A 22,259-nucleotide genomic window follows, 5' to 3' on the forward strand; every position below is an offset into this window, starting at 1 on the left:
TGCGGCCCTACCTGAAAAGCGAGCGGCAGGAGAAGATCGAACGGGCCCTTCAACTGGCCCGGCTCTTCCATCTGGGCCGGAAATTCCTGGCGGGATGGGAGGGGTGAGGGATGTATAACCGCTATATCCGCAACGACAACGGCTCCTACACCCGCATCCCCGAGGAGGAGCGGCCCCCCGGCGGAACCAGAGGACCGGGCAGTTCTGGCGGGCCGGGCGGCTCGGGCGGTTTCGGAGGCCCTGGCACTCCCCACAGCCCCGGCGGCCCCGGCGGTTCGAGCGCCCCCGGCAGCGCGGGAGGCTCGGGCGGTTTCGGAGGCCAAGGCGGCGCCCAGGGTCCCGGAGGTTCGGGAGGCCAGGGCAGCACCCATGGCTTCGGAGGCTCAGGCGGGCCGGGCAATCCGGGAGGCCCCGGAAATTTCGGCGGCGCCGGAGGGCCGCCGCCCTTCGGCGGTGGGGAAAGGCCACCGGGGCCGGAACCACCCCCCAAGTCCGGCGGCCCCTTTGCCGACGGCCTCACCGGCTTCCTCCGGCATTTCCTGGACCAGCTGCATTTGGACCACGTGGACACCGGGGACCTGCTGCTTTTGGGGCTGCTGTTCTTCCTCTTCCGGGAGGAGGCCGACGAGGAGCTGCTGGTGGCCCTGGGACTGCTGCTGATTCTGTAGGCCCCTGGGGCCTGTCCCCGCCGCAGGGGGCTTGTCCCGGCAGACGCCCCGGGTCCCTCCTCCCCGCTGCGCACATACAAAAAACGACCGCCTTCCGGCGGCCGTTTTCTTATTCTCCGGCGGTCACGCCACCGCCAGCACCCGACCGTCCGGCAGGGTGAAATCCGCCTCGGTGGGGGCCGTCTGCTCCAGGGTCAGCGCCGCCATGCGGTACACCGCCTCCCCGTCCACCAGCTTCTCCGCCGCCGTCAGCAGCCCCGTGTCCACGCTGACCCAATACCGCAGGGCGTAGCCCGCCTCGTCTGGCGCGGTCTCCACATAGATGCAGTTCACGCCGGAGATGGTCCGGTAGTCCGCGGCGGCAATGGCATCCGCCGGCAGCTCCAAAATCTCCTCGTAGGTGGGGATCGCCTGCTCATCGTCGGCGGAGATGTCCCCCGCCGGGACCTCATACACGGCGGTCTCGCTGTTGTACCAGATATAGGTGGTCTCCCCGTCGGTCACGGCGTGGCGGACCTGGCCGGAGACCTGGGTCCGGTCCGTCCGAGTCCAGCCGTTCAGCACCGCCACCGCCGTCTCCGTGGTACCGCTGCCGCCGCTCCAAATCTGCTCCACCGTCACCGTGCGGCGGTAGGCCGCCGGCCGCGCCAAGGTCTCAATGGCGGCCTGCACCGTCTCCGGCGCCACCGCCACCACCGTCAGCGCCCCGCCCTGCGGCAGGGTGTCCCCCGGGGTCTCCCCCTGGGCACCGCCGGCGGCGGGCAGCTGGATGCGGGCAGTGCGGTGCAGGGTGTTGCCCAGCATCAGCGCCACCACCACAACCGTGACGGCCACAAAGGCCATGGTAATCCAGTTCCGCTTTCGCTCGTCCAAGGCCGTCCTCCTCCCTTGTCCGCCTCAGGCCCGGTAATCCTCCGGCCGCGGCCCCCGGCCAAAGTGCCAGAGAATGGCGTCCGCAATGCGGCGGCAGGCCCGGCCGTCGCCGTAGGGGTTCACCGCGTGGGCCATGCTCTGGTAGGCCCCGGCGTCGCAGATCAGCCGGGAGGCCATGGTGAAGATGTCGTCCTGCACCACGCCCGCCAGACGCACCGTCCCGGCCTCCACGGCCTCGGGCCGCTCCGTCTCCCGCCGCAGCACCAGCACGGGCTTGCCCAGGGCGGGGGCCTCCTCCTGGAGTCCGCCGGAGTCCGTCATCACCATGTAGCACCGGGCCATGAGGTTATGCATCTCATCGGCGGGCAGCGGGTCGATGAGGTGGACCCGGGGCGCCCCCCGGAGATAGGTGTCCACCGCCTCCCGCACCACGGGGGAGAGGTGAACGGGATACACCAACTCCACCTGGGGATAGGTCTCGGCGATCTGCCGCAGGGCCAGCAGGATGTGCCGCATGGGCTCGCCGTAGTTCTCCCGCCGGTGGCAGGTCACCAGGATGATCTTCTTCTCCCCGTAGGGCAGGCGGTTCAGTTCCCCGTCCGCAAAGCGGTAGTCCGGGCGGACGGTGGTTTGCAGCGCGTCGATCACCGTGTTGCCGGTGACGAACAGCCCCTCCGTGATCCCCTCCCTCTGGAGGTTGCTCCGGTTGTTCTCTGTGGGGCAGAAATACAGATCTGCAATGGCGCTGACCAGCTTGCGGTTCATCTCCTCCGGAAAGGGGGAGTACTTGTCATAGGTCCGCAGCCCTGCCTCCACATGGCCCACCGGCACCTGGTGGTAAAAGGCGGACAGGGCCCCGGCAAAGGTGGTGGAGGTGTCCCCGTGGACCAGAATCATATCCGGTTTCAGGGCGTCGATGGCCCCGTCCATGCCGGTGAGGCACTTGCTGGTGATGGTGGAGAGGGTCTGCCGGGGGGTCATGATGTCCAAATCGTAGTCCGGCCGCACGCCGAAGACCTCCAGCACGCTGTCCAGCATCTGCCGGTGCTGGGCCGTGACGCAGCAGAGGCTCTCCACCTCCGGCCGGGCGGCCAGCTCCCGCACCAGCGGGCACATCTTGATGGCCTCCGGCCGGGTGCCGAAGACGCTCATGATCCGAAGCTTGTCCATGTTACGGTTCCTCGTCTTTCTTCTCGTCCGGATGGCGGTGGTCCTTCAACTCCTCCAGCTCCTCGTGGAGCTCTTCCCGCAGCTCCTCCTTGACCTCCTTGGGAAACACCACCCGGGCGGCCACCACCGCCACGATGCACAGCGCGGCGAACAGCAGCATGGCCTTCTGCTCCCCGCCGGTGGTGAGCACCACGGCGGAGAGGCCCAGGATGGCGGAGATGACATACAGCGTGGCCACCGCCTGCTTCTGGTTCAATCCCATGTCGATCAGCCGGTGGTGGATATGGCTCCGGTCGGCGTGCATGGGGCTCTGGCCGTGGGCGATGCGGCGGATGAAGGCGAAGGCCGTGTCGAAAATCGGCAGGCCCAGAATCAAGAAGGGCACCACGAAGGAGATCACCGCGTAGTACTTGAACAGGCCCTGGATGGACATGGTGGCCAGGATATAGCCCAGGAAGGTGGCGCCGGTGTCCCCCATGAACATCTTGGCGGGATTGGTGTTGTAGGGCATGAAGCCCACGCTGGCCCCCACCAGGGCCGCCAGCACCACCGCCACCGGCCACTGGTCGCTGGCCAGGGCGATAACCAGCATGGTGGTGGCGGAGATGGCGGAGACGCCGTTGGCCAGGCCGTCCAGCCCGTCGATGAGGTTCACGGCGTTGGTGATGGCCACGATCCAAAGCACGGTGACGGGGACGGAGAGCCCGCCCAGCACCCAGTAGAGGTTGTCCGAGAAGATGTTGGGGTTGGAAAAGGCCAGGATCGTCACACCGTTCAGGGCGGGGAACAGGGCCGCCCCGATCTGCACCACGAATTTGAGCATGGCGGGCAGGGCCATGATGTCGTCCACCACGCCCAGCACCACGATGATGACGGCGCCCAGCAGTATGCTCTGCATCTGGGCGTTGCCCCGGATATCGACGAACAGCAGGATGCTGACCATGAAGCCGATGAAGATGGCCAGGCCCCCCAGCCGGGGGATGGGCACCTTGTGCATCCGGCGGGCGTCCTTGGGCACGTCGATGGCGCCCACCTTGTAGGCAAAGGTCTTCACCACCGGCGTCATCAGAAAGCTGACCACCAGTGCCACCAGCAGCGCCAGCACCACATAGGCGATCAGTCGGTTTTGAAATGGCATGTCATTCCTCCGTCAGCGCGCCAAAAAGCCCACTTTTTTATAGACCTTCCCCACGGTGCGGTTGGCCACATACGCCGCCTTCTCCGCACCGGCGCGGTACACGCTCTCCAAATAGGCCTTGTCCGCCAGCAGCCGCTCCGACTCCTCCCGGATGGGGCGCAGCAGCTCCACCACGGCCTCGCCCACGTCCTTCTTGAAGTCGCCGTAGCCCCGGCCCGCAAACTCCCCCTCGATCTCCGAAAAGGTGCGGCCGGTGGCCACGGAGTAAATCTGCATCAGGTTGGACACGCCGGGCTTGTTCGCCGGGTCGAAGCGGACGCAGGCCTCGGAGTCCGTCACCGCCTTTTTGAACTTGCGCAGGATGTCCTCCGGCTTCTCCAGCATGTAGACGCAGCCGTTCTGGTCCTTGTCGGACTTGGACATCTTGCTCTCCGGGGTGGTCAGGCTCATCACCCGGGCCCCCACCTGGGGGATGTAGGGCTCCGGAATTTTGAAGACGTCGCCGTACAGTCCGTTGAAGCGGCTGGCGATGTCCCTGCAGATCTCCACGTGCTGCTTCTGGTCGCCGCCCACCGGCACCAGGTCCGCCTGGTAGAGCAGGATGTCGGCGGCCATCAGGGCGGGATAGGTGAACAGCCCCGCGTTGATGTTGTCCGCGTTCTTGGCGGACTTGTCCTTGAACTGGGTCATGCGGGACAGCTCGCCGAACATGGTGTAGCAGTTCAGCACCCAGGCCAGCTGGGCGTGGGCGGGGACGTGGGACTGGACAAACAGCACGTTTTTCTCCGGGTCCAGGCCGCTGGCGATATAGGCCGCCAACTGGGTCAGGGTATGGCGGCGCAGGTCCGCGGGCACCTGGCGCACGGTGATGGTGTGCATGTCCGCCAGCATATAGTAGCAGTCGTATTCATCGGCCAGAGCCGCCCAGTTCTTGATGGCGCCCAGGTAGGAGCCCAGGGTCAGGTCGCCGGAGGGCTGGATGCCGCTTAAAATCCGCTTTTTCTGTACTTCATTTTCCATGATTCGCACCTCAAACTTCCATGCCGTCCGGAGCGCGCGGCGCAAGACGGCAATTTAACTTTTTTATTGTAGCATGCCCCGCCGGAAAGTGCAATCCCGGCGGCGGAAAAGCGCCGTCTGCCCGGCGAAGGGGCCGCATCCCCATGTCTCCGCGCCGCCCCGGGGCCGGACCCCGGCCCCGGGATACGCCTCACCGGTCCTTCAAGAGCTCCATCACCAGGGAGATCAGGCAGGCCACGCTGGCGGCCCAGAACAGGCCGAACAGCCCCATCCCCGCGGAGGCGGAGACGGAGGGAATCACCGACTCCACCTCCATCCGGGTGGGAAACGCGCTGCGGAACAGGAAGAAAAACGCCACCAGCATGGTGGCGGCGTGGGCCATCAGCCGGGAAAAGGCCCGGGGCCGCTGGGCCAGCATCCGCTTGCCACACAGCACCTCCGCCACCGTTACCGCCACAACCCCCAGCAGCATCAGGGGGAACACCTCTGCCTCCATCGACATCCAATCGGCCTCCTCATAAGTGGTTTGGTCTCCAGCATACCACATCCCCGGGAGAAACCGCAAGTCCGGCCTTGACAATCCCCGGCGGAAAAGCGATAATGTAACCTGTTATATTGTGTAAAATTCCGGCATGGAGGTATCTGCATGGCACTCGATCAAACACTCTTCGCGGAAATGGAAGCCCGCATTCCCAAGGGGAAGGTCCGCACCCGGTTCGCCCCCTCCCCCACCGGCTACATGCACGTGGGGAACCTGCGCACCGCGCTGTACACCTGGCTCATTGCCCGCCACGCGGGGGGCACGTTCATCCTGCGCATCGAGGACACGGACCAGGGCCGCCTGGTGGAGGGCGCCACCGACGTCATCTACCGCACCCTGGCGGAGTGCGGACTGCACCACGACGAGGGCCCCGACGTGGGCGGTCCCGTGGGCCCCTATATCCAGTCCCAGCGCCGGGACCTCTACGGTAAATACGCCCAGCTTCTGGTGGAGAAGGGCGCCGCCTACTACTGCTTCTGCGAGAAAACGGAGGCGGAGGAGACCGGCTTTGACCGGGCCGCCGACCCCTGCCGCGACCTCTCGCCGGGGGAGGTCCAGGCCGCCCTGGCCGCTGGCAAGCCCTACGTCATCCGCCAGCGGATTCCCCAGGAGGGCACCACCACCTTCCACGACGCCACCTTCGGGGACATCACCGTGGAAAACAAAACCCTGGACGACCAGGTGCTGCTCAAGCGGGACGGCCTGCCCACCTACAACTTCGCCAACGTGGTGGACGACCACCTCATGGGCATCACCCACGTGGTCCGGGGCAGCGAGTACCTCTCCTCCGCCCCCAAGTACGACCTGCTGTACCGGGCCTTCGGCTGGGACATTCCCACCTACGTCCACTGCTCCCCCGTCATGCGGGACCAGCACAACAAGATGAGCAAGCGCCACGGCGACCCCTCCTACGAGGACCTGACCGCCCAGGGCTACCTGACCGACGCCGTGCTGAACTACGTGGCCCTGCTGGGCTGGGCCCCCAAGGGGGAGCGGAGCGAGCAGGAGATCTTCTCCCTGGCGGAGCTGGTGGAGGCCTTCGACATCGCGGGCATCTCCAAGTCCCCCGCCATCTTCGACCTGGCCAAGCTGGACTACTTCAACGCCACCTACCTGCGGGCGCTGCCGGCGGCGGAGTTCGCCCGGGTGGCGGAGCCCTATATCCGCCAGAGCGTGAAGAACCCCGCCATCGACACCGCCGCCGTGGCCGCCCTGCTCCAGGCCCGGTGCGAAAAGCTGGCGGAGATTCCGGAGAAGGTGGACTTTTTTGACCAGCTGCCGGAATATGATACAGCGTTCTTCACCAACAAAAAGTCCAAGACCGACGCCGCCATCTCCCTGCGGATGCTGGAGGCCGCCGTTCCCGCCCTGGAGGCCCTGCCGGAGTGGACGCTGGACGCCGTGCACGACGCCCTCATCGGCCTGGCCGCCGCCCTGGAGGTGAAGAACGCCACGCTGATGTGGCCCGTGCGCATCGCGGCGGCGGGCAAGCTGGTGACCCCCGGCGGCGCCGTGGAGCTGTGCCACATTCTGGGCCGGGAGGAAACCCTCCGCCGCCTGCGCCTGGGGCTGGAGAAGCTGCGGGCATGAGAGAGCTCCTCCGGCAGCGGTACGGCGGCCTCCTCTCCGCCTGGCGGGCGGGCCTGTCCGCGGAGACGGGGCGGGCCGCCGCTGCCTTTTCGCTGCTGGTGCTGGGATTCTTCGCCGCCTGCCTCCTCCTGCCGGACCTGCGGGAGACGCTGGTGGCGCTGATTCTGGGCACCCTGAGCGGCCTTCCCGCCGCCGGGGAGGACGGCACCCTCTCCGCCCTGGCCCTCTTCCTCAACAACCTCCAGGCCTGCGCCTTCATCCTGCTCTACGGCCTGGTGCCCTTCCTGCGCCTGCCCGCCATGACCCTGGGGCTCAACGCCATGATGCTGGGGGGCCTGGCGGCCTGGTACGCCGCCCAGGGCGTCTCCCCCCTGGTGTACCTGGCCCTGATCCTGCCCCACGGCGTCTTTGAGCTGCCGGCCCTGGTCATCGCCCTGGGCACGGGGCTGTACATCTGCCGCCAGACCACGGGCCTGTGCCGGGGGCGGGAGGGGGCCCTGCCCCTCCCCCTCTGCCTGCTGCTGATGAGCCGGGTGCTGCTGCTGGTGCTGGTGCCGCTGCTGACGGCCGCCGCCCTCATCGAGGCCTACGTGACGCCCATGGTGGCCTCCCTGTTTTTCTGACGCCCCAAATTCACTGATAAAGGACTGGATTCTTTCATATGAGCAAACTGACCATTCCCGCCGGATACCGGATGCCCCTGACCAACAACGAGCTCCAGCGGGCCATTGAGCTGATTCACGCGGACTTCCAGCACAACCTGACGGTGCGGCTGAACCTGCACCGGGTCTCCGCCCCGCTGTTCGTGGACGGGTCCACCGGCCTGAACGACGACCTCAACGGCGTGGAGCGCCCCGTCTCCTTCGACATTCCCGACGTGGGCACCAGCGGCCAGGTGGTCCACTCCCTGGCCAAGTGGAAGCGGCTGGCCCTGAAGCGGTACGAGTTCAAGCTGGGCACCGGCCTCTACACCGACATGAACGCCATCCGCCGGGACGAGGAGGTGGACAATCTCCACTCCATCTACGTGGACCAGTGGGATTGGGAGAAGCACATCGACGCCCAGAACCGGAACGTGGAATACCTCAAGGAGACCGTCCGGGACATCGTGGGCTGCATCTGCGACACCTCCACCGCCCTGCGCAACGCCTTCCCCGCCCTGACCTTCAAACCCGTGCGGAAAGTTCACTTCCTCACCACCCAGGAGCTGGAGGACCGCTACCCGGACCTGACCCCCAACCAGCGGGAGACCGCCGTGTGCCGGGAGTACCAGACCGTGTTCCTCATGCAGATCGGCAAGACCCTCCGCTCCGGCACCAAGCACGACGGCCGGGCCCCGGACTACGACGACTGGGAGCTCAACGGCGATATCCTCATGTGGAACCCGGTGCTGGAGGACCGGTTCGAGCTGTCCTCCATGGGCATCCGGGTGGACGCCTCCACCCTGGACCGCCAGCTGAAGCTGGCGGGCTGCGAGGACCGGCGGCGCCTGCCCTTCCACCAGATGCTCCTGCAGGGCCAGTTGCCCCAGTCCATCGGCGGCGGCATCGGCCAGTCCCGGCTGTGCATGCTGCTGCTGGGCCCCTGCCACATCGGCGAGGTCCAGGCCAGCCTCTGGGACCAGGAGACCCTGGATACCTGCGAAAAGGCCGGCATCACGCTGCTGTAACGTGCTTTTCCTATACAGAAAGAGAGGCCCCTCTCCCACGGGAGAGGGGCCTCTCTTTGTTCTCGTCTCAGCCCAGGATGTCCGCCGCCAGGGCGTCCGCCAGGGCCAGCAGCGCGGCGCGCTGGTCCTCCTTCACGGCGGAGCGGATGCTGACGGTGTCCTCCAGCACCGTCATGTTCTTCATGGCGCCCACCGCCTCCCCCATCAGCTTGCCGGCCTGGGGGCCCCAGGTGCCGTTTTCGATGAGGGCCACGGTGCGATTCTGGAAGTTGTGGGCCTTCAAATCCAGAAGGAAGGACTCCATGGGGGTGAAGATGCCGTTGTTGTAAGTGGCCGACGCCAGCACCAGGTGGCTGTAGCGGAAGGCCTCCCCCACCAGGTGGGAGACCGGGCAGTGGGACAGGTCGTACAGCGCGATCTTCTCCACGCCCCGCTCTGCCAGCCGGGCCGCCACGATCTCCGCGGCGTTTTCCGTGTTGCCGTAGACGGAGGCGCAGGCGATGAGGACGCCCTGCTCCTCCGGGGCATAGGTGCTCCAGGCCCGGTATTTCTCCACAAACCAGGGGATGTCCCGCCGCCAGATGGGGCCGTGGAGGGGGCAGAGCATCCGGATGTCCAGCCCCGCCGTCTTCTTCAGCAGGGACTGGACCTGCACGCCGTACTTGCCCACGATGTTGGCGTAGTACCGCCTGGCGTCCGCCAGCCACTCCCCCGGAAAGTCCAGCTTGTCCGCAAACAGGTGGCCGCTGAGGGCGCCGAAGGTGCCGAAGGCGTCGGCGGAGAAGAGCATTCCGCCCGCCGTGTCGTAGGTCACCATCACCTCCGGCCAGTGGACCATGGGGGCCATGAGGAAGGTAAAGCAGTGGCGGCCGGTGGAGAGGCTGTCCCCCTCCTTCACGGTGACGCTGCGCTCCGTCACGTCGGCGGCGAAAAACTGGCCGATCATAGCCATGGTCTTGGCGCTGCCCACCACCCGGGCCCCGGGATACCGGCGTAGCACCTCCCCTAGTGTGGCGGCGTGGTCCGGCTCCATGTGGTTCACCACCACATAGTCCAGCTCCCGGCCCGCCAGGCCCCAGGTCAGGTTCTCAAAAAACCGCTCGCCGATGGAGCTGTCCACCGTGTCCAGCAGCACGGTCTTTTCATCCAGCACCAGATAGGCATTATAGGATACCCCGCGGGGAATGGGAAAGACGTTTTCAAATAGAGCCTGCCGCCGGTCGGAGCCTCCCACATAGAGGACGTCCGGTGCAATGGACTGCACACAATGCATAGCCATGCTTCCCTTCGTGAAGAGTTTTTACAGGGTGAGTCTATACAAACCCGCCGGATTTGTCAAGAAAAAACCGGACTGTGGCAAAAAAAGGGCCCCCGGCGCTGCGGGGGCCCCGCTTTATTCCGCCTCGTCCAGGTTGACGCCCAGCATCTCGCTGATGGACTCCACCAGCAGCCGGTGGTCCTGCAGGTGGGGCAGGCCGGAGCAGGCCACCGCGCCCACCACGCCGGTGCCCGCCACGGTGATGGGGAAGCCGCCGCCCAGGATGGCGTAGTCCGCCTCCGGCAGCCGCCAGTCCCGCCACAGGTCCTTCCCCTCGCTCTCCAGGGTCTGCCCGGCCCGGAGGCTGCTCATCTGGGCCACCTGCACCGTGTTCTGCTTGCGCCGGATCCAAAGGGCATGGCGGGCGTTGCTGCCCTCCATGGCGTAGTGAAAGAGCTGGGTGCCGTTCCGGGTGATGTCCACCGCCACGGCCACTCCCCAGGCCTTGGCCTTTTCCACGATCCGCAGGCCCAGGGCCAGGGCGTCCTCGTTGGAAAATGCGGGAAAGCGCAGCAGCGCCTCCTCCCGCTCCCGGCGGGCCAGTTCCTTGCTCAGCTTTTCATCCATCGTTCTCCGCCTTTCTCCGCCGGCCCGCAGGCCGGGTCCTTGCCCTCTATTATACCAGCCCGGCCTCATATTGCAAGGGCGGGCCCGTCTCCCAACCTTGTATTTTCAAAAATATATGCTATACTGAAGACATTCCCAAATGCTTCGGGTCAAAATACAATTTATCAGGAGGTAGAGTCCAATGCCCGCAGGTAAAGCCAAAGAATGCCGCTGTTTCCAATCCCCGTCCCGTTATATGCAGGGACCGGGCCTCATCCGCCGCCTTCCCAAATTCGCCGCCAACTTCGGCAAGACGGCGCTGCTGATCATTGATCCCTATTTCTATGACGATTTCTCCGTCCGCGTGCCCAAGATGTTTGAAGAGGCGGGCATGAAGGCCTACTCCGTGAAGTTCCCCGGCTACGCCGGCCACAAGGAGCTGGACGAGCTGGTGGCCTACGTCAAGACCCTGCCCGAGGTGCCGGACACCTTCATCGGCATGGGCGGCGGCCAGGCCATGGACATCAACAAGGCGGTGGCCGCCACCTACCGCAAGAACTGGATCAGCTTCGCCACCGCCCTGACCACCGACGCCCCCACCTTCACCCATACCATCATCAACAACCCCGGCGCCCAGAATGAGCTGATGTTCCACTACAAGAACCCGGATTACGTGGTGGTGGACACGGAGATCACGATTCAGAGCCCCGCTTGGATGCTGACCTCCGGCATCGGCGACGCCCTGGCCACCTACATCGAGGCCCAGGCCTCCTTCGCCAACAACAACGTCTGCAACTCCGGCCTGGACGACTACCGCCCCAGCATGCTGGGCATGGCCGCCGCCAAGCTGTGCTACGACATCCTGCTCAAGGACGGCGTGGCCGCCATCCGGGCCGCCAAGGAGCACCTGCGGACCCCCGCCTATGAAAACGTGGTGGAGGCCGCCACCCTGCTCTCCGGCGTGGGCTGCGAGAACACCGGCGTCTCCATCGCCCACGGCCTCCAGGCCGGCTTTGCCGTGCTGCCCAAGCACTTCCCCCACGGCACCGGCGTGGGCTACTGCGTGCTGGTGCAGCTGATCGTGCAGAACGACGAGCGCTTCGAAGAGGTCTTCCAGTTCAACAAGGCCGTGGGCCTGCCCGTGTGCACCGGAGACCTGGAGATTCCCGCCGACCAGCGGGACGCCATCCTGGAGGAGCTGGTGGACGGCGTTTACGGCAAGCGCTGGAACGTCACCAACGAGCCCTTCTTCTTCGAGAAGAGCACGCTGCTGGACGCCATCAAGTATCTGGACGCCTACGCCGCGGAGCACAAATAACCACCGTTTGGCTTTCAAAGGGGGCATGTACTGCGTACATGCCCCCTTTGCTTGTTGAATAAGCCGGAATCATGCCTGGCGCGGCTGAGGAACGCCATGTGCCGGCAGCCCGCCCGGATGGGATCGGGTGCCGGCAAACAGCCTGCGGGGCAAGCGCCCGCTCCGCAAAGCCGCAAATACCAGGCCCGCCGGAGCGGGCCTGGTATTTGCGGCATGTTCAGGCTGCCTGGAAAATCCGAAGAATTTGATCGACAGCCTGGGGGTATGTACGCAGTACATGCCGCCCTTGTTTTTGCCGGACACCACGATGGCCGCTCCCACAGGTTCTGCAAGACGGGCGCCCCGCCCTCAGCCTGGCCAAAAAAGGAAAGCGGCACTGTCGGGATCTCTCCCGGACAGTGCCGTTTTTTCTGCTCACGCCGGTCCGAACCGCGGTCAGCTCTCCTGGGGTGCCTCGCCCGAACCGCCGAAGGTCCGCATCACCCGCTCGTCCGCCTCCCGCTTCTCTTCGATGGACTGCTTGAGGATCATGTCCTTCACCTTCATCAGGCGGGTGGTGGTGGCGCGGTCGTTTTCGTCCAGCTTCATGGTGATATACCGGATGGCCTCCTGGGTGTTGGGAATCATCACATACTCCAGGGCGTTGACCCGGCGGCGGGTCTTTTCGATCTCCTCCGCCATCAGCTGGGCGGACTTCTCAATCTCCGCCAGCTTCAGCATCTTCTGAAACACCCGGCCCAGGGCGTCCACCGCCGTGTCCAGCTCGCCGGAGGTGGCGGCGAAGCCGTAGGGATAGATGTCCGAGTCCGAGTGGGTGCGGGTCTGGAAATGGTACACCGGCACGTTGACGGACATGATGTTCTTGCTGCTCTGAGTCAGCTCCACGCTCTGCTTGGGGTACAGCAGCGCCTGCTCCAGCGCCTCGGAGCTCATGAGGGCGGAGGCCACGGTGAAGGCCTTATGGACCTTCATCAGCTCCTCCTCCACCTCCGCCCGGAGGGCCCGGACCTCCCGGACCGTGTCCAGGAACTGCTTCATCAGCTCATCCCGCTTGTCTTTGAGAAGCTTGTGGCCCCGCTGGGCGGTGCGGAGCTTCCCCTTGAGCCGGGTCAGCTCCATACGGGTGGGGTTCACCGTGATATTCGCCATGGCTCACCCCTCCTCATGCCTGGTCTTTTTTCGGCCAGTACTTCTCGATCAGCTCCGGCTTGATGCGCTTGAGCTCGCTCTTGGGCAGGATGCTCAAAAGCTCCCAGCCCAGATCCAGGGTCTCCTCGATGGAGCGGTTCTCCTCGTAGCCCTGGTTCACGTAGCGCTTTTCAAACTCGTCGGCAAATTTGGCATACAGCAGGTCCGTGGGGGTCAGGGCGGCCTCGCCCAGGATGCTCATCAGCTCCTTGTTGTCCTTGCCGGTGGCGTAGGCGGCAAAGAGCTGGTTCATGGTGCCGGCGTGGTCCTCCCGGGTTTTGCCCTCGCCGATGCCCTTGTCCTTCAGGCGGCTCAGAGAGGGCAGCACGTCCACGGGGGGATGGATGCCCTGGCGGTACAGCGCCCGGCTCAGGATGATCTGGCCCTCGGTGATATAGCCCGTCAAATCCGGGATGGGGTGGGTCTTGTCGTCCTCGGGCATGGTCAGAATGGGGATCAGCGTGATGGAGCCGGGGCAGCCCAGGCGGCGGCCCGCCCGCTCGTAGAGGGTGGCCAGGTCCGTGTAGAGATAGCCGGGGAAGCCGCGGCGGCCCGGGACCTCCTTCTTGGCGGCGGAGACCTCCCGCAGGGCCTCGGCATAGTTGGTGATGTCGGTCATGATGACCAGCACGTGCATCCCCTTTTCAAAGGCCAGATACTCCGCGGCGGTCAGGGCCATCCGGGGGGTGGAGATGCGCTCCACCGCCGGATCGTTGGCCAGGTTGGAAAAGAGCACCGTCCGGTCGATGGCGCCGGTGCGGCGGAACTCGCTGACGAAGAACTCCGACTCCTCGAAGGTGATGCCGATGGCGGCGAACACCACGGCGAAGTTGGAGGCCTCGTCTCCCCGGACCTTGGCCTGGCGGGCGATCTGGGCCGCCAAGTTGGCGTGGGGCAGGCCGGAGCCGGAGAAAATGGGCAGCTTCTGGCCCCGGACCAGGGTGTTCAGCCCGTCGATGGTGCTGACGCCGGTCTGGATGAACTCGTTGGGATAGTCCCGGGCGGCGGGGTTCATGGGCAGGCCGTTGATGTCCCGGTACTCCTCCGGCAGGATGTCGGGGCCGCCGTCGATGGGCTGGCCCATGCCGTTGAACACCCGGCCCAGCATGTCGCCGGAGACGCCCAGCTGCAGGGGATGGCCCAGGAAGCGGACCTTGGCCCCGGCCATGTTGATGCCGGCGGCGGACTCAAACAGCTGGACCACGGCGGTGTCGCCGTTGACCTCCAGCACCTTGCCCCGGCGGATGTCGCCGCTTTGCAGCTCCACCTCCACCAGCTCGTCGTAGGTGACGTTTTCCACCATGCGGACCATCATCAGCGGGCTGACGATCTCCTCCACGGTTCTGTATTCACGAATCATCTCTCCTCACCTCCCTGGGCGGCCGCGGCGGCGATCTCCTGCTCCATCTCCACCTGAATCTGGGCGTAAACCGCCGGATACTCCTCCACCGGCACGCTCTTGGCCCGGCCAATCTTCTCCCGGGCCGGGATTTCAAACAGCTTCGCGGCCTGTGCGCCCTGGGCGATGGCGTCCCGGCACAGCTCATCGTAGCGGATCACCAGCTCCAGCAGCTTCTCCTGCCGGTCGTAGGCGGAGAAGCCGTCGATATCGGTGAAGGCGTTCTGCTGGAGGAAGTCCTCCCGGACCATCCGGGCCACCTCCAGCGTCAGCTGGTCGGCGGGGGACAGGGCATCCTTGCCCACCAGCTGGACAATCTCGTTGAGGCTGGACTCGCTTTGCAGGATGCTCATGGCCTTGGTGCGGTTGCGCATGAAGGCCTCCCCCAGATTCTCGTCAAACCAGGGCTTCAGGGAGTCCAGGTAGAGGGAGTAGGAGTTCAGCCAGTTGATGGCGGGGAAGTGCCGCTTGTAGGCCAGGGACGCGTCCAGGGCCCAGAACACCTTCACGATGCGCATGGTGGCCTGGGAGACGGGCTCGGAGAGGTCGCCGCCGGGAGGCGACACGGCGCCCACGGCGGTGAGGCTGCCCCGGCGCTCGTCGGAGCCGATGCACTCCACGCTGCCGGCCCGCTCGTAGAACTGGGCCAGACGGGAGCTGAGGTAGGCGGGATAGCCCTCCTCGCCGGGCATCTCCTCCAGCCGGCCGGACATCTCCCGCAGCGCCTCGGCCCAGCGGGAGGTGGAGTCCGCGATGACGGCCACGTCGTAGCCCATGTCCCGGAAGTACTCGGCGATGGTGATGCCGGTGTAGACGCTGGCCTCCCGGGCGGCCACGGGCATGTCGGAGGTGTTGGCGATCAGCACCGTCCGCTTCATCAGCGACTCCCCGGTGCGGGGATCCTTCAGCTCCGGGAACTCCCGGAGCACGTCGGTCATCTCGTTGCCCCGCTCGCCGCAGCCGATGTAGACCACAATATCCACGTCGGACCACTTGGCCAGCTGGTGCTGCACCACGGTCTTGCCGGAGCCGAAGGGGCCGGGCACGGCGGCGGTGCCGCCCTTGGCGATGGGGAACATGGTGTCGATGACCCGCTGGCCGGAGCACAGGGGCCGCTTGGGCGGATACTTCTTCTCATAGGGGCGGCCCACCCGGACGGGCCACTTCTGGGCCATGGTCAGCGGCACCTCCGCGCCGTCGTCGGTTTGCAGGACGGCGATGGTCTCCGTCACGTTGAAGGAGCCGCTCTGGATCTCCCGGAGGGTGCCGCTCATCTTGGGGGGCACCATGATCTTGTGGAGCACGGAGGCCGTCTCCGGCACGGTGCCCAGAATGTCGCCGCCGGTGACGCGGTCCCCCGCCTTGGCCGTGGCGGTGAACTCCCATTTCTTCTCATGGTCCAGGGCGGAGACCTCCACGCCCCGGGTGATGCAGGCGCCCACCTTCTCCACGATCTTCTCCAGCGGGCGCTGAATGCCGTCGTAAATACCCTCGATCATGCCAGGGCCCAGCTCCACGCTCATGGGGGCGCCGGTGGTGACCACCTCTGCCCCGGGGCCTAGGCCCGAGGTCTCCTCGTAGACCTGGATGGAGGCGGAGTCGCCCTTCATGGTCAAAATCTCGCCGATCAGGCGCTGGGGGCCCACCCGGACCACGTCGGACATATTGGCGTCCGCCAGGCCCGTGGCCACCACCAGCGGCCCGGAAACTTTCACAACTTTACCGCTCAATACAAGTAACCTTCTTTCAGGATAAATTCGCCAGAAGGAATGGGGCCTTCCGCGCCGCTGCGGTCCTCTCAGAGGATATCCGCCCCCACCGCCCGCTCAATGGAGCGCTGGATGCTCTCCCGGCCGATGCCGAGGGACCCCTCCCGGCCGGGAATCAGGATGATGGCGGGCCGCAGCTCATCTTTGTAGCGGGCCAGCACGTCGGCCATGTCCTTGGCCAGCTGCTCCGTCAGGTAAATCACCGCGCAGCCGCCGTCCCTGGCCAGGTCCCGCACCCGCTCCCGGGCCTCCTCCGCGGAGGTGACGGGGTAGGTGTCCAGCCCCAGGGCCCGGAAACCCATGACGGATTCCCAATCGCCCACTGCGGCGATCCGATACGTTGTAGCCATGTCTCTCCTCCCGCCTTACAGATAGCCGGTCCGGAGCCGGGAGCGGATCACGTCCGGCTCCAGCCCCATCCTGCGCCCCAGAAGGAGGATGCGCAGATTGGTGTACTCCGTCTCCCGGGCAGCCAGATACCCCACCAGCGGGGCCTCGCCGAAGGACACGGTCCGGGCGGCGGAGAGATAGTCCCCCACCGCGTCGTCGCAGCGCTTTTCAAACTCCGTCAGCGCCCCGCCCTTCCAGGCCTCCGCGCCGGCCTCCGCCGCCGCCTGAAACCGGGTGGAGCCGTACAGCTCCGCCAGGGCGCCGGGACCGGCGGCGCCGGCCTTCGCCACGGCGTCCGGGGAGAGGTCTCCCCCCTCCAGCAAAACGCCCCGGAGGAAGTCCCCGCCCTTGCCCATCCGCACCGTCCGCACCAGCGTCCGCAGATTGGCCGCGTCGATCTGGGCGCGCACGTAGCCCTGCAAAAAGGCGCTGCCGGTCTCCTGGGCCACCGCAGTCATCTCCTGGTAATACCAGCGGTCCAGCACAATGTCCGAGAGCTGGGGGTCCCGGGTGGTGTCCAGCACCTCCCGGGCCTCCGCCGCCGCCTGGGCCAGCATGGGCGGCAGATCCTCCAGCCGCCCGGAGGCCAGGCTCTCCTTCAGCGCGTCCGCGCCCACCCGGCCCATGTCCATCAGCATCCGGTCCGGGCTCACACCCACGGCCTCCGCCTTCAGCACCGCCTTGACATTGTGATAGTCGTACTTCATCTTGAAGGCGTCAAGATACCTGGGGTCCGGGGCGCTGCCGCCCAGGTCCTCCAGCGTGGCCTCCCGCACGGCGGAGAGGGCCGCGTCCATCTCCTCGGGGTGGGCGGCGTCCAGGTAGGGATAGCCGCACTCCTGGAGGAGTTTGGCCGCCTCCTCGCTGTTTCGGGCGTCCAGCAGCTGCTCCATCCGCTCCCGGGTCAGCAGGCCGTTTTCCAGGGCCCGGACCCGGGCGGAGATCACCAGGTAATCGGTGTCTTTAATTGTGTTAGGCAAGACACTTCCTCCTTGTCACGACTCCGGGAACAGCTGCTTTGCCACCGCTCCCGCCGTCTCCGCCCGTTGCAGGCGCACCAGGGTCTCAAAGGTCCCGTTGACCTCCACATTGCCGCGCTTGAGGATGAAGCCCCCCCGGATGGGGCGGCTCTCCGCGGAGAGGGCCAACTGGCCCTTCCCCAGCCGCTGGTTCGCCAGAGCCACCGCGGCCTCGCCGATGCGGCCCCGCACCTCCGGCGCCAGGATCACCTCTCCCCGGCCGTCGGGGGCCGCCTGGACCAGCAGCTCCGCCACCGCCTCCGTGTACCTCTCGTCCGGCATGGCGCAGAGCTTCTCCAGCGCCAGTACGTATGCCTGCTCCACCATCTCCTGCTTGGCGGCAAGGCGCACCTTCCGGGCCTCCATCTGGGCCATGCTCACCAGGCGCTCCTCCCGCTCCGCGGCGGCCTTTTCGTTCCGGGCGGCCAGGTCTCTGTCCTCCGCTCCGGCCTGGGCCTGGAAGCGGGCGGTGACGCCGGCGGCCTCCTCCCGGGCGACGGCCAGGGTCTGGTCGATCTCCGCCTGGACCTCCGCCGTGATCTGGGCCGCGATTTTTTCGATTCCGTTCATATCGGTTCTCCCCTTCCGCAGGGTCAGATATAGATCAGCATGATCAAAGAGGCCAGCAGGGACAAGATGGCGTAGAACTCCACGATGATGCACAGCACCATGCCCTTGGGCCAGTCGTCCGGCTTTTTGGCCAGCAGGTTGATGGACCCCGCCGCCACGCGGCCCTGGGCCACCGCGGAGATACCGCCGCCGATGGCGATGGGCAGGCAGGCCGCGAAGTACCGCAGGCCCTCCACCAGGGTCAAATCCACGTAGGTGCCGTCCAGCAGGCCCATGCGCAGCAGGCACATGAAGCCCGCCACCAGGCCATACAGCCCCTGGGTGCCGGGGATGACCTGCAAGATCATGACCTTGCCGAACTTGCTGGGGTCCTGGCACAGCAGCCCCGTGCCCGCCTCGCCGGCGATGCCGGTGCCCCGCGCACTGCCCGCGCCGGCCAGGCAGACCGCCAGGCCCGCCCCCAGCATCGCGATGGCCGCGCCGCTAGAAATGTCCAAAATGCCCATAATTACGCTCCTTCTCTCATTGAATGTCTACATATTTTGTTTGGAATTCCAAAGGGCGGAAGGGCTTGCCGCCGTCCTCGTAGAACTTGTTGAAATACTCCAGACACTGCAGCCGCAGATCGTGGACGTAGCAGCCCAGCAGGTTCAGTCCGAAGTTCAGGGTGTTGCCCACCAGGGAGACCACCAGGAAGAAGACGATGTTCCCGGGAATCGTCCCCAGCATGTTGAAGACCTGGGCGATCACGCTGCCCGCCAGCATCAGGGCCATCAGGCGGGAGTAGGACAAAATGTCGCTGAAATAGCCGGTGACGTTGTTGTACAAAGAGCCGAACACGCCGGTGATCCTTCCAAATCCCCGGTTGTTCAGGACCGGTCCCACCACCGCCAGGGCGATGCCCGCGTACAGCACCCAGTTGGTGACGCCCAGGGCCATGCAGCCGATGCCGGCAAACACGATCCACCAAGTCACTTCATTCCAGAACGCGTCCAGAAGCCGGCCCTGCCGGACCTTGCGGACCACGCTGATGACCATGCCGGTGATGATCTGGACAAAGCCCAGGCACATGGAGCCGATCAGAATCATCAAGGTGTCGTCCAGCGGGGTGAACAGCGCCGGCAGCACAAAGTCGCCGCCGGTGGTGAGCTTCACCACCTGGGTCAAAAAGTCCCCAAAGAAGCCGCCGGTGAGGGCGCCCATCACGAAGGTGCTGACGCCGCACAGCCCCAGCAGGCCGAAGAGATGGCCCGTGGTGCCCTTGGGGCGGTACTTCCGGCCGATGATCACCGATGCCAGGATCATCAAAAGGCCGTAGCCCATGTCCGCCATCATGATGCCGTAAAACAAAATGAAAAACGGCGCCATGGCGGGGTTGGGGTCCACGCTGTTGTAGGCGGGCAGGGAGTACATCTCCGTCACCATGTTCAGCGGCTTGGTCAGCCAGTTGTTCTTCAGTTTCACCGGAACCTTGGGGTACTCCTCCTCCGCCGGTTCCTCCGCCTCCCAGGCGCAGCCCAGCTCCTCCAGCAGAGACCGCACCGCCTCCAGCTGCTCCGCCGGGACCCAGCCCTCGAAAAAGAGGACGGTGCCGTCGGTGAGAAGCCGCTCGGCGCTGGCCTCCCTGGCGGCCTCCGACGCCAGCCGGTCCGCGTACAGCCGCAGGGCGTCCCGGGAGGCCGAGCTCTCCGCGATGACGGCCGCTGCCGCCTCCTGGGCCTTCCGGTTTTCCAGCAGCTGCCGCTCCAGGCGGTCCAGATTCTCCGCCGCCGTCCCCGTCAGGCCCTGGAAGGCCACCGCGCTGAAATTATAGGGCCGCAGGAACTCCTGCACCCGCTCCTCCGCCGACCGGTGGCAGATCAGAAGGCAGTACCTCTGCTGTTTGTCGGCGCTGATCTCATAAAACTCCGCCGGCTCCTCCTCCGCCGCCAGAGCGGTGCGCAGCGCCCCGGTGTCCGCGGCGCCGGGCAGCACGCCCATGCGCACCACGGTGTGGGCGGTGCCCTCCGTCTCCAGCGGCAGCTCCAGGGACGCCCAGGGCCGCAGCGACGCCTGGCCGGCGCGCATCCGGTTCTCCTCGCTCTGGAGCCCGGACAGCTCCTGAAGGGCCCGGCTCACCCGGCCGCAGACCTCCCGGGCCTGTTCCGCGCTGCCGGCGCTGAGGAAATCCGCCTCGGAGATGGGGTGGCGCTGGACAAACAGGCCGTCCTTCAGCTGGCCGTACCGCTTGACGGCGGCCAGGGCGGCGTTCACGTCCGTGATCTCGGTGCGCCGCTCCGCCAGGCGGGAGCTCTCCCGCCGCAAAAGCCCCGCCCACACGGGATCGGCCAGCACGCCCTCCGGCTCGCTGATCTCCACGCAGCCCAGGCGCAAAAGCCCGCTCAGCAGCGCCTCCCGGCTGTCGGCCATGGCCATCACGCGGAGCCTCTTCATTTTTACAATGGCCATCTCAGTGCTTCACGACCCTTCCAACAATAAACTCCGCCGCCTGGTCCAGATGCTGCTGCGCCGTCTGGCGCAGCGCGCCGGCCTCGCGCTCCGCGGAAAGCCGGATCTCCTCCGTCCGCCGGGCGGCCCGATCCTCAGCCTGCCGCAGCAGCTGCTTTCCGCTCTCTGCGGCGGCGGCGCGGGTCTGCTGTAAGAGCGCAAGACCTTCCCGCTCCGCCTTGGCCACGATCTCTCGCGCCTCCGCTTCCGCAGCCGTCTTGCGCTCCCGGTTATCAGCCTCAACCTGCGTGATCTTCTCCATTGCCTCAAAGGACATTTCGTTTCTCACCTTCTCTCCTGCAACTCCGGTTCTTCTTATATCGTCTGTCTCTCGCCGGCAGACCCGGCCCCGCGGCTTTCTGTTAAAATCATCCAATCGGGCTCCCGGTCCTTCGGTTATGACTTAGTATAAGTCACCAAGTCGCGCTTTGCAAGGAAATTTTAGCGGGAATGGAATTCCTTTCCGCCATTTCTCCCTCCGGTTTGGTTTCCCAGCGGCACGCAATCGAATACGTGGGAACTACAAAGGAGGTATGACCTTCTCCGCTCCGCCCCGGGCGGAGCTCCCAAGTTATTCTTGGCACCGAATTGCCAAATCATACCCGTTTTCCCCGCTCCGGCGCCAAAAAACGCGAAAGGACCAGGAGTTCTCCCCCGGTCCTTCCCGTCTCAATCCGTTTCCCGCCGCTCCGCCAGCACCGCCGCCAGCTCGCCCAGCTCCACGCCGGCCTGGTCCATGGCCCGCGGCAGCTGGGCCAGGTTCACCTCCACCTTCCGCAGCTCGCCGGTCACGTGGGCGGCGGCGGATTCAAAGGTGTTCATCAGATCCTGGTACTGGGAGCGGAACAGCTCCACGGTCTTTTCCATCCGGACGGCGGCGGCGCTCTCCAAATCCGCCGCCCGCTTCCGGGCCTCGCACTCAATGGCGCCGATCCGCTCCCGGAACTGGGCGTAGGCCTCGGCGTCGGGCCGCAGGGCCTCCACCTGCGCCCGCAGGTGTTCCGCCTCCTCCCGGAGCGGCCGCAGCGGCTCCAGCTCCTGCCGGGCCTCCCGTTCCCGGGCCAGCTCCGCCTGGAGCGCCTCCTGCCGGGCGGACAACTCCCGCAGCCGTTCCTCCCGCTCCGCCGCCGCCTTCGTCAGCTCCGCCACCTGCCGGCGCAGCTCCTCGCTCTCCGCCCGGAGCGTCTGCTCCGCGGCGGCGGCCTCCTGGGCGGCCCGCTCAATATATTGGATGACATCCTGCTTGTCAAAGCCGCCGAATGTCACTGTCTTAATCGGATAGTTTTCCATAACCGCACCTCTCTCTGCTCTGTTGAGGCTACTCTACCACAGACGCCTGCGCTTTACAAGGGCTGCCAAAAAAAGTGTGGCAATTGCGAAAAAAAGGCTTGCATTTTGAAAAAACCCGTGCTATTATAACTAAGCTGTCTGTGAGACATGCGCCGTTAGCTCAGCTGGATAGAGCGTCTGGCTACGGACCAGAAGGCCGGGGGTTCGAATCCCTCACGGCGTACCAAAAAGAACCTTGAAGCTGCAATGCTTTTGGGTTCTTTTTGTTTTTCAAGTACACAGTCTGTAAAATCCCC

The 22,259-nt window shown here is 65.8% G+C and carries 21 protein-coding genes and 1 tRNA gene; 5 read left to right on the top strand and 17 right to left on the bottom strand.

The window, feature by feature from the left end; translation table 11 throughout:
• Nucleotides 1–791 precede the first annotated feature (791 nt).
• The 5 genes from QZS21_RS00790 to QZS21_RS00810 all read right to left on the bottom strand — a co-directional run bounded on the left by QZS21_RS00790 (nt 792) and on the right by QZS21_RS00810 (nt 5,371).
• A complete protein-coding gene (locus QZS21_RS00790) occupies nt 792–1,541 on the bottom strand; it encodes a hypothetical protein (RefSeq protein ID WP_295579063.1) in 750 nt (249 codons plus the stop codon).
• A gap of 24 nt (nt 1,542–1,565) precedes the next feature.
• Nucleotides 1,566–2,711, bottom strand: a complete 1,146-nt coding sequence (gene wecB / locus QZS21_RS00795) for a non-hydrolyzing UDP-N-acetylglucosamine 2-epimerase (RefSeq protein WP_295579065.1) — start codon at nt 2,709–2,711, stop codon at nt 1,566–1,568.
• A gap of 1 nt (nt 2,712) precedes the next feature.
• The gene (locus QZS21_RS00800) at nt 2,713–3,849 is read right to left on the bottom strand and encodes an MraY family glycosyltransferase (RefSeq protein WP_295579068.1); all 1,137 of its coding nucleotides are present in this window, start codon (nt 3,847–3,849) and stop codon (nt 2,713–2,715) included.
• A 12-nt stretch (nt 3,850–3,861) separates the two neighbouring features.
• Nucleotides 3,862–4,869, bottom strand: coding sequence for a tryptophan--tRNA ligase (gene trpS, locus QZS21_RS00805; RefSeq protein WP_295579070.1), 1,008 nt, complete (start codon nt 4,867–4,869; stop codon nt 3,862–3,864).
• 190 nt (nt 4,870–5,059) lie between these two features.
• Nucleotides 5,060–5,371, bottom strand: a complete 312-nt coding sequence (locus tag QZS21_RS00810; RefSeq protein WP_295579071.1) for a hypothetical protein — start codon at nt 5,369–5,371, stop codon at nt 5,060–5,062.
• Between the two features lie 144 nt (nt 5,372–5,515).
• On the opposite strand from QZS21_RS00810, the gene gltX reads away from it, so the two are divergent.
• From gltX to asnA, 3 genes are read left to right on the top strand one after another with little or no spacing between them, the layout of a single operon-like run.
• Nucleotides 5,516–7,000, top strand: coding sequence for a glutamate--tRNA ligase (gltX, locus tag QZS21_RS00815; protein ID WP_295579073.1), 1,485 nt, complete (start codon nt 5,516–5,518; stop codon nt 6,998–7,000).
• Complete coding sequence (locus QZS21_RS00820) at nt 6,997–7,623, top strand: stage II sporulation protein M (protein ID WP_295579075.1); 627 nt, start codon at nt 6,997–6,999, stop codon at nt 7,621–7,623. Before gltX ends, QZS21_RS00820 begins: the two co-directional genes overlap by 4 nt.
• A gap of 38 nt (nt 7,624–7,661) precedes the next feature.
• A complete protein-coding gene (gene asnA / locus QZS21_RS00825) occupies nt 7,662–8,669 on the top strand; it encodes an aspartate--ammonia ligase (RefSeq protein ID WP_295579078.1) in 1,008 nt (335 codons plus the stop codon).
• 67 nt (nt 8,670–8,736) lie between these two features.
• Here asnA and QZS21_RS00830 read toward each other — a convergent pair whose 3' ends face one another.
• A complete protein-coding gene (locus QZS21_RS00830) occupies nt 8,737–9,942 on the bottom strand; it encodes an FprA family A-type flavoprotein (protein ID WP_295579080.1) in 1,206 nt (401 codons plus the stop codon).
• A 120-nt stretch (nt 9,943–10,062) separates the two neighbouring features.
• Entirely contained in the window at nt 10,063–10,554 is a 492-nt protein-coding gene (locus tag QZS21_RS00835; RefSeq protein ID WP_295579082.1) for a heme-degrading domain-containing protein, read from the bottom strand.
• A gap of 235 nt (nt 10,555–10,789) precedes the next feature.
• Between QZS21_RS00835 and QZS21_RS00840 the strand changes: the two genes are divergently transcribed.
• Nucleotides 10,790–11,851: an iron-containing alcohol dehydrogenase gene (locus tag QZS21_RS00840; protein WP_295579084.1), complete on the top strand. Its 1,062-nt coding sequence runs from the start codon at nt 10,790–10,792 to the stop codon at nt 11,849–11,851.
• Nucleotides 11,852–12,286: 435 nt separating this feature from the next.
• Here the strand turns inward: QZS21_RS00840 and QZS21_RS00845 are convergent, their stop codons facing one another.
• The 10 genes from QZS21_RS00845 to QZS21_RS00890 all read right to left on the bottom strand — a co-directional run bounded on the left by QZS21_RS00845 (nt 12,287) and on the right by QZS21_RS00890 (nt 21,963).
• Complete coding sequence (locus tag QZS21_RS00845) at nt 12,287–13,000, bottom strand: V-type ATP synthase subunit D (protein ID WP_295579086.1); 714 nt, start codon at nt 12,998–13,000, stop codon at nt 12,287–12,289.
• Between the two features lie 13 nt (nt 13,001–13,013).
• Nucleotides 13,014–14,399 (bottom strand): V-type ATP synthase subunit B, encoded by a 1,386-nt coding sequence (locus QZS21_RS00850; RefSeq protein ID WP_295579088.1) that lies wholly within the window; start codon nt 14,397–14,399, stop codon nt 13,014–13,016.
• Entirely contained in the window at nt 14,396–16,168 is a 1,773-nt protein-coding gene (locus tag QZS21_RS00855) for a V-type ATP synthase subunit A (protein WP_295579090.1), read from the bottom strand. The genes QZS21_RS00850 and QZS21_RS00855 overlap by 4 nt, the downstream gene beginning before the upstream one ends.
• A 68-nt stretch (nt 16,169–16,236) precedes the next feature.
• On the bottom strand, nt 16,237–16,557 hold the full coding sequence (locus QZS21_RS00860; RefSeq protein ID WP_295579092.1) for a V-type ATP synthase subunit F: 321 nt from the start codon (nt 16,555–16,557) through the stop codon (nt 16,237–16,239).
• A 15-nt stretch (nt 16,558–16,572) separates the two neighbouring features.
• On the bottom strand, nt 16,573–17,577 hold the full coding sequence (locus QZS21_RS00865) for a V-type ATPase subunit (protein ID WP_295579094.1): 1,005 nt from the start codon (nt 17,575–17,577) through the stop codon (nt 16,573–16,575).
• A 15-nt stretch (nt 17,578–17,592) separates the two neighbouring features.
• On the bottom strand, nt 17,593–18,186 hold the full coding sequence (locus QZS21_RS00870; protein WP_295579096.1) for a V-type ATP synthase subunit E: 594 nt from the start codon (nt 18,184–18,186) through the stop codon (nt 17,593–17,595).
• A 23-nt stretch (nt 18,187–18,209) separates the two neighbouring features.
• On the bottom strand, nt 18,210–18,692 hold the full coding sequence (locus QZS21_RS00875) for a V-type ATP synthase subunit K (protein ID WP_295579098.1): 483 nt from the start codon (nt 18,690–18,692) through the stop codon (nt 18,210–18,212).
• A gap of 16 nt (nt 18,693–18,708) precedes the next feature.
• Nucleotides 18,709–20,619 (bottom strand): V-type ATP synthase subunit I, encoded by a 1,911-nt coding sequence (locus QZS21_RS00880; protein ID WP_295579099.1) that lies wholly within the window; start codon nt 20,617–20,619, stop codon nt 18,709–18,711.
• 16 nt (nt 20,620–20,635) lie between these two features.
• Entirely contained in the window at nt 20,636–20,935 is a 300-nt protein-coding gene (locus QZS21_RS00885; RefSeq protein ID WP_295579101.1) for a hypothetical protein, read from the bottom strand.
• 407 nt (nt 20,936–21,342) lie between these two features.
• Nucleotides 21,343–21,963: a hypothetical protein gene (locus tag QZS21_RS00890; RefSeq protein ID WP_295579103.1), complete on the bottom strand. Its 621-nt coding sequence runs from the start codon at nt 21,961–21,963 to the stop codon at nt 21,343–21,345.
• A 149-nt stretch (nt 21,964–22,112) separates the two neighbouring features.
• Between QZS21_RS00890 and QZS21_RS00895 the strand changes: the two genes are divergently transcribed.
• A tRNA-Arg gene (locus tag QZS21_RS00895) sits at nt 22,113–22,189 on the top strand.
• Nucleotides 22,190–22,259 lie beyond the last annotated feature (70 nt).

This window comes from uncultured Oscillibacter sp. (assembly GCF_900544955.1).
In the GTDB taxonomy this organism is placed as follows: domain Bacteria; phylum Bacillota; class Clostridia; order Oscillospirales; family Oscillospiraceae; genus Oscillibacter.

Bases quoted from the DNA above. Each gene is read 5' to 3' on its own strand.
- QZS21_RS00890 (WP_295579103.1), bottom strand. From the start codon at position 21,963: ATGGAAAACTATCCGATTAAGACAGTGACATTCGGCGGCTTTGACAAG.
- QZS21_RS00875 (WP_295579098.1), bottom strand. From the start codon at position 18,692: ATGGGCATTTTGGACATTTCTAGCGGCGCGGCCATCGCGATGCTGGGG.
- QZS21_RS00820 (WP_295579075.1), top strand. From the start codon at position 6,997: ATGAGAGAGCTCCTCCGGCAGCGGTACGGCGGCCTCCTCTCCGCCTGG.
- gltX (WP_295579073.1), top strand. From the start codon at position 5,516: ATGGCACTCGATCAAACACTCTTCGCGGAAATGGAAGCCCGCATTCCC.
- QZS21_RS00845 (WP_295579086.1), bottom strand. From the start codon at position 13,000: ATGGCGAATATCACGGTGAACCCCACCCGTATGGAGCTGACCCGGCTC.
- QZS21_RS00885 (WP_295579101.1), bottom strand. From the start codon at position 20,935: ATGGAGAAGATCACGCAGGTTGAGGCTGATAACCGGGAGCGCAAGACG.
- QZS21_RS00840 (WP_295579084.1), top strand. From the start codon at position 10,790: ATGCAGGGACCGGGCCTCATCCGCCGCCTTCCCAAATTCGCCGCCAAC.
- QZS21_RS00870 (WP_295579096.1), bottom strand. From the start codon at position 18,186: ATGAACGGAATCGAAAAAATCGCGGCCCAGATCACGGCGGAGGTCCAG.
- QZS21_RS00810 (WP_295579071.1), bottom strand. From the start codon at position 5,371: ATGTCGATGGAGGCAGAGGTGTTCCCCCTGATGCTGCTGGGGGTTGTG.
- trpS (WP_295579070.1), bottom strand. From the start codon at position 4,869: ATGGAAAATGAAGTACAGAAAAAGCGGATTTTAAGCGGCATCCAGCCC.
- QZS21_RS00880 (WP_295579099.1), bottom strand. From the start codon at position 20,619: ATGAAGAGGCTCCGCGTGATGGCCATGGCCGACAGCCGGGAGGCGCTG.
- QZS21_RS00800 (WP_295579068.1), bottom strand. From the start codon at position 3,849: ATGCCATTTCAAAACCGACTGATCGCCTATGTGGTGCTGGCGCTGCTG.
- QZS21_RS00850 (WP_295579088.1), bottom strand. From the start codon at position 14,399: ATGATTCGTGAATACAGAACCGTGGAGGAGATCGTCAGCCCGCTGATG.
- QZS21_RS00835 (WP_295579082.1), bottom strand. From the start codon at position 10,554: ATGGATGAAAAGCTGAGCAAGGAACTGGCCCGCCGGGAGCGGGAGGAG.
- asnA (WP_295579078.1), top strand. From the start codon at position 7,662: ATGAGCAAACTGACCATTCCCGCCGGATACCGGATGCCCCTGACCAAC.
- QZS21_RS00830 (WP_295579080.1), bottom strand. From the start codon at position 9,942: ATGCATTGTGTGCAGTCCATTGCACCGGACGTCCTCTATGTGGGAGGC.
- QZS21_RS00860 (WP_295579092.1), bottom strand. From the start codon at position 16,557: ATGGCTACAACGTATCGGATCGCCGCAGTGGGCGATTGGGAATCCGTC.
- wecB (WP_295579065.1), bottom strand. From the start codon at position 2,711: ATGGACAAGCTTCGGATCATGAGCGTCTTCGGCACCCGGCCGGAGGCC.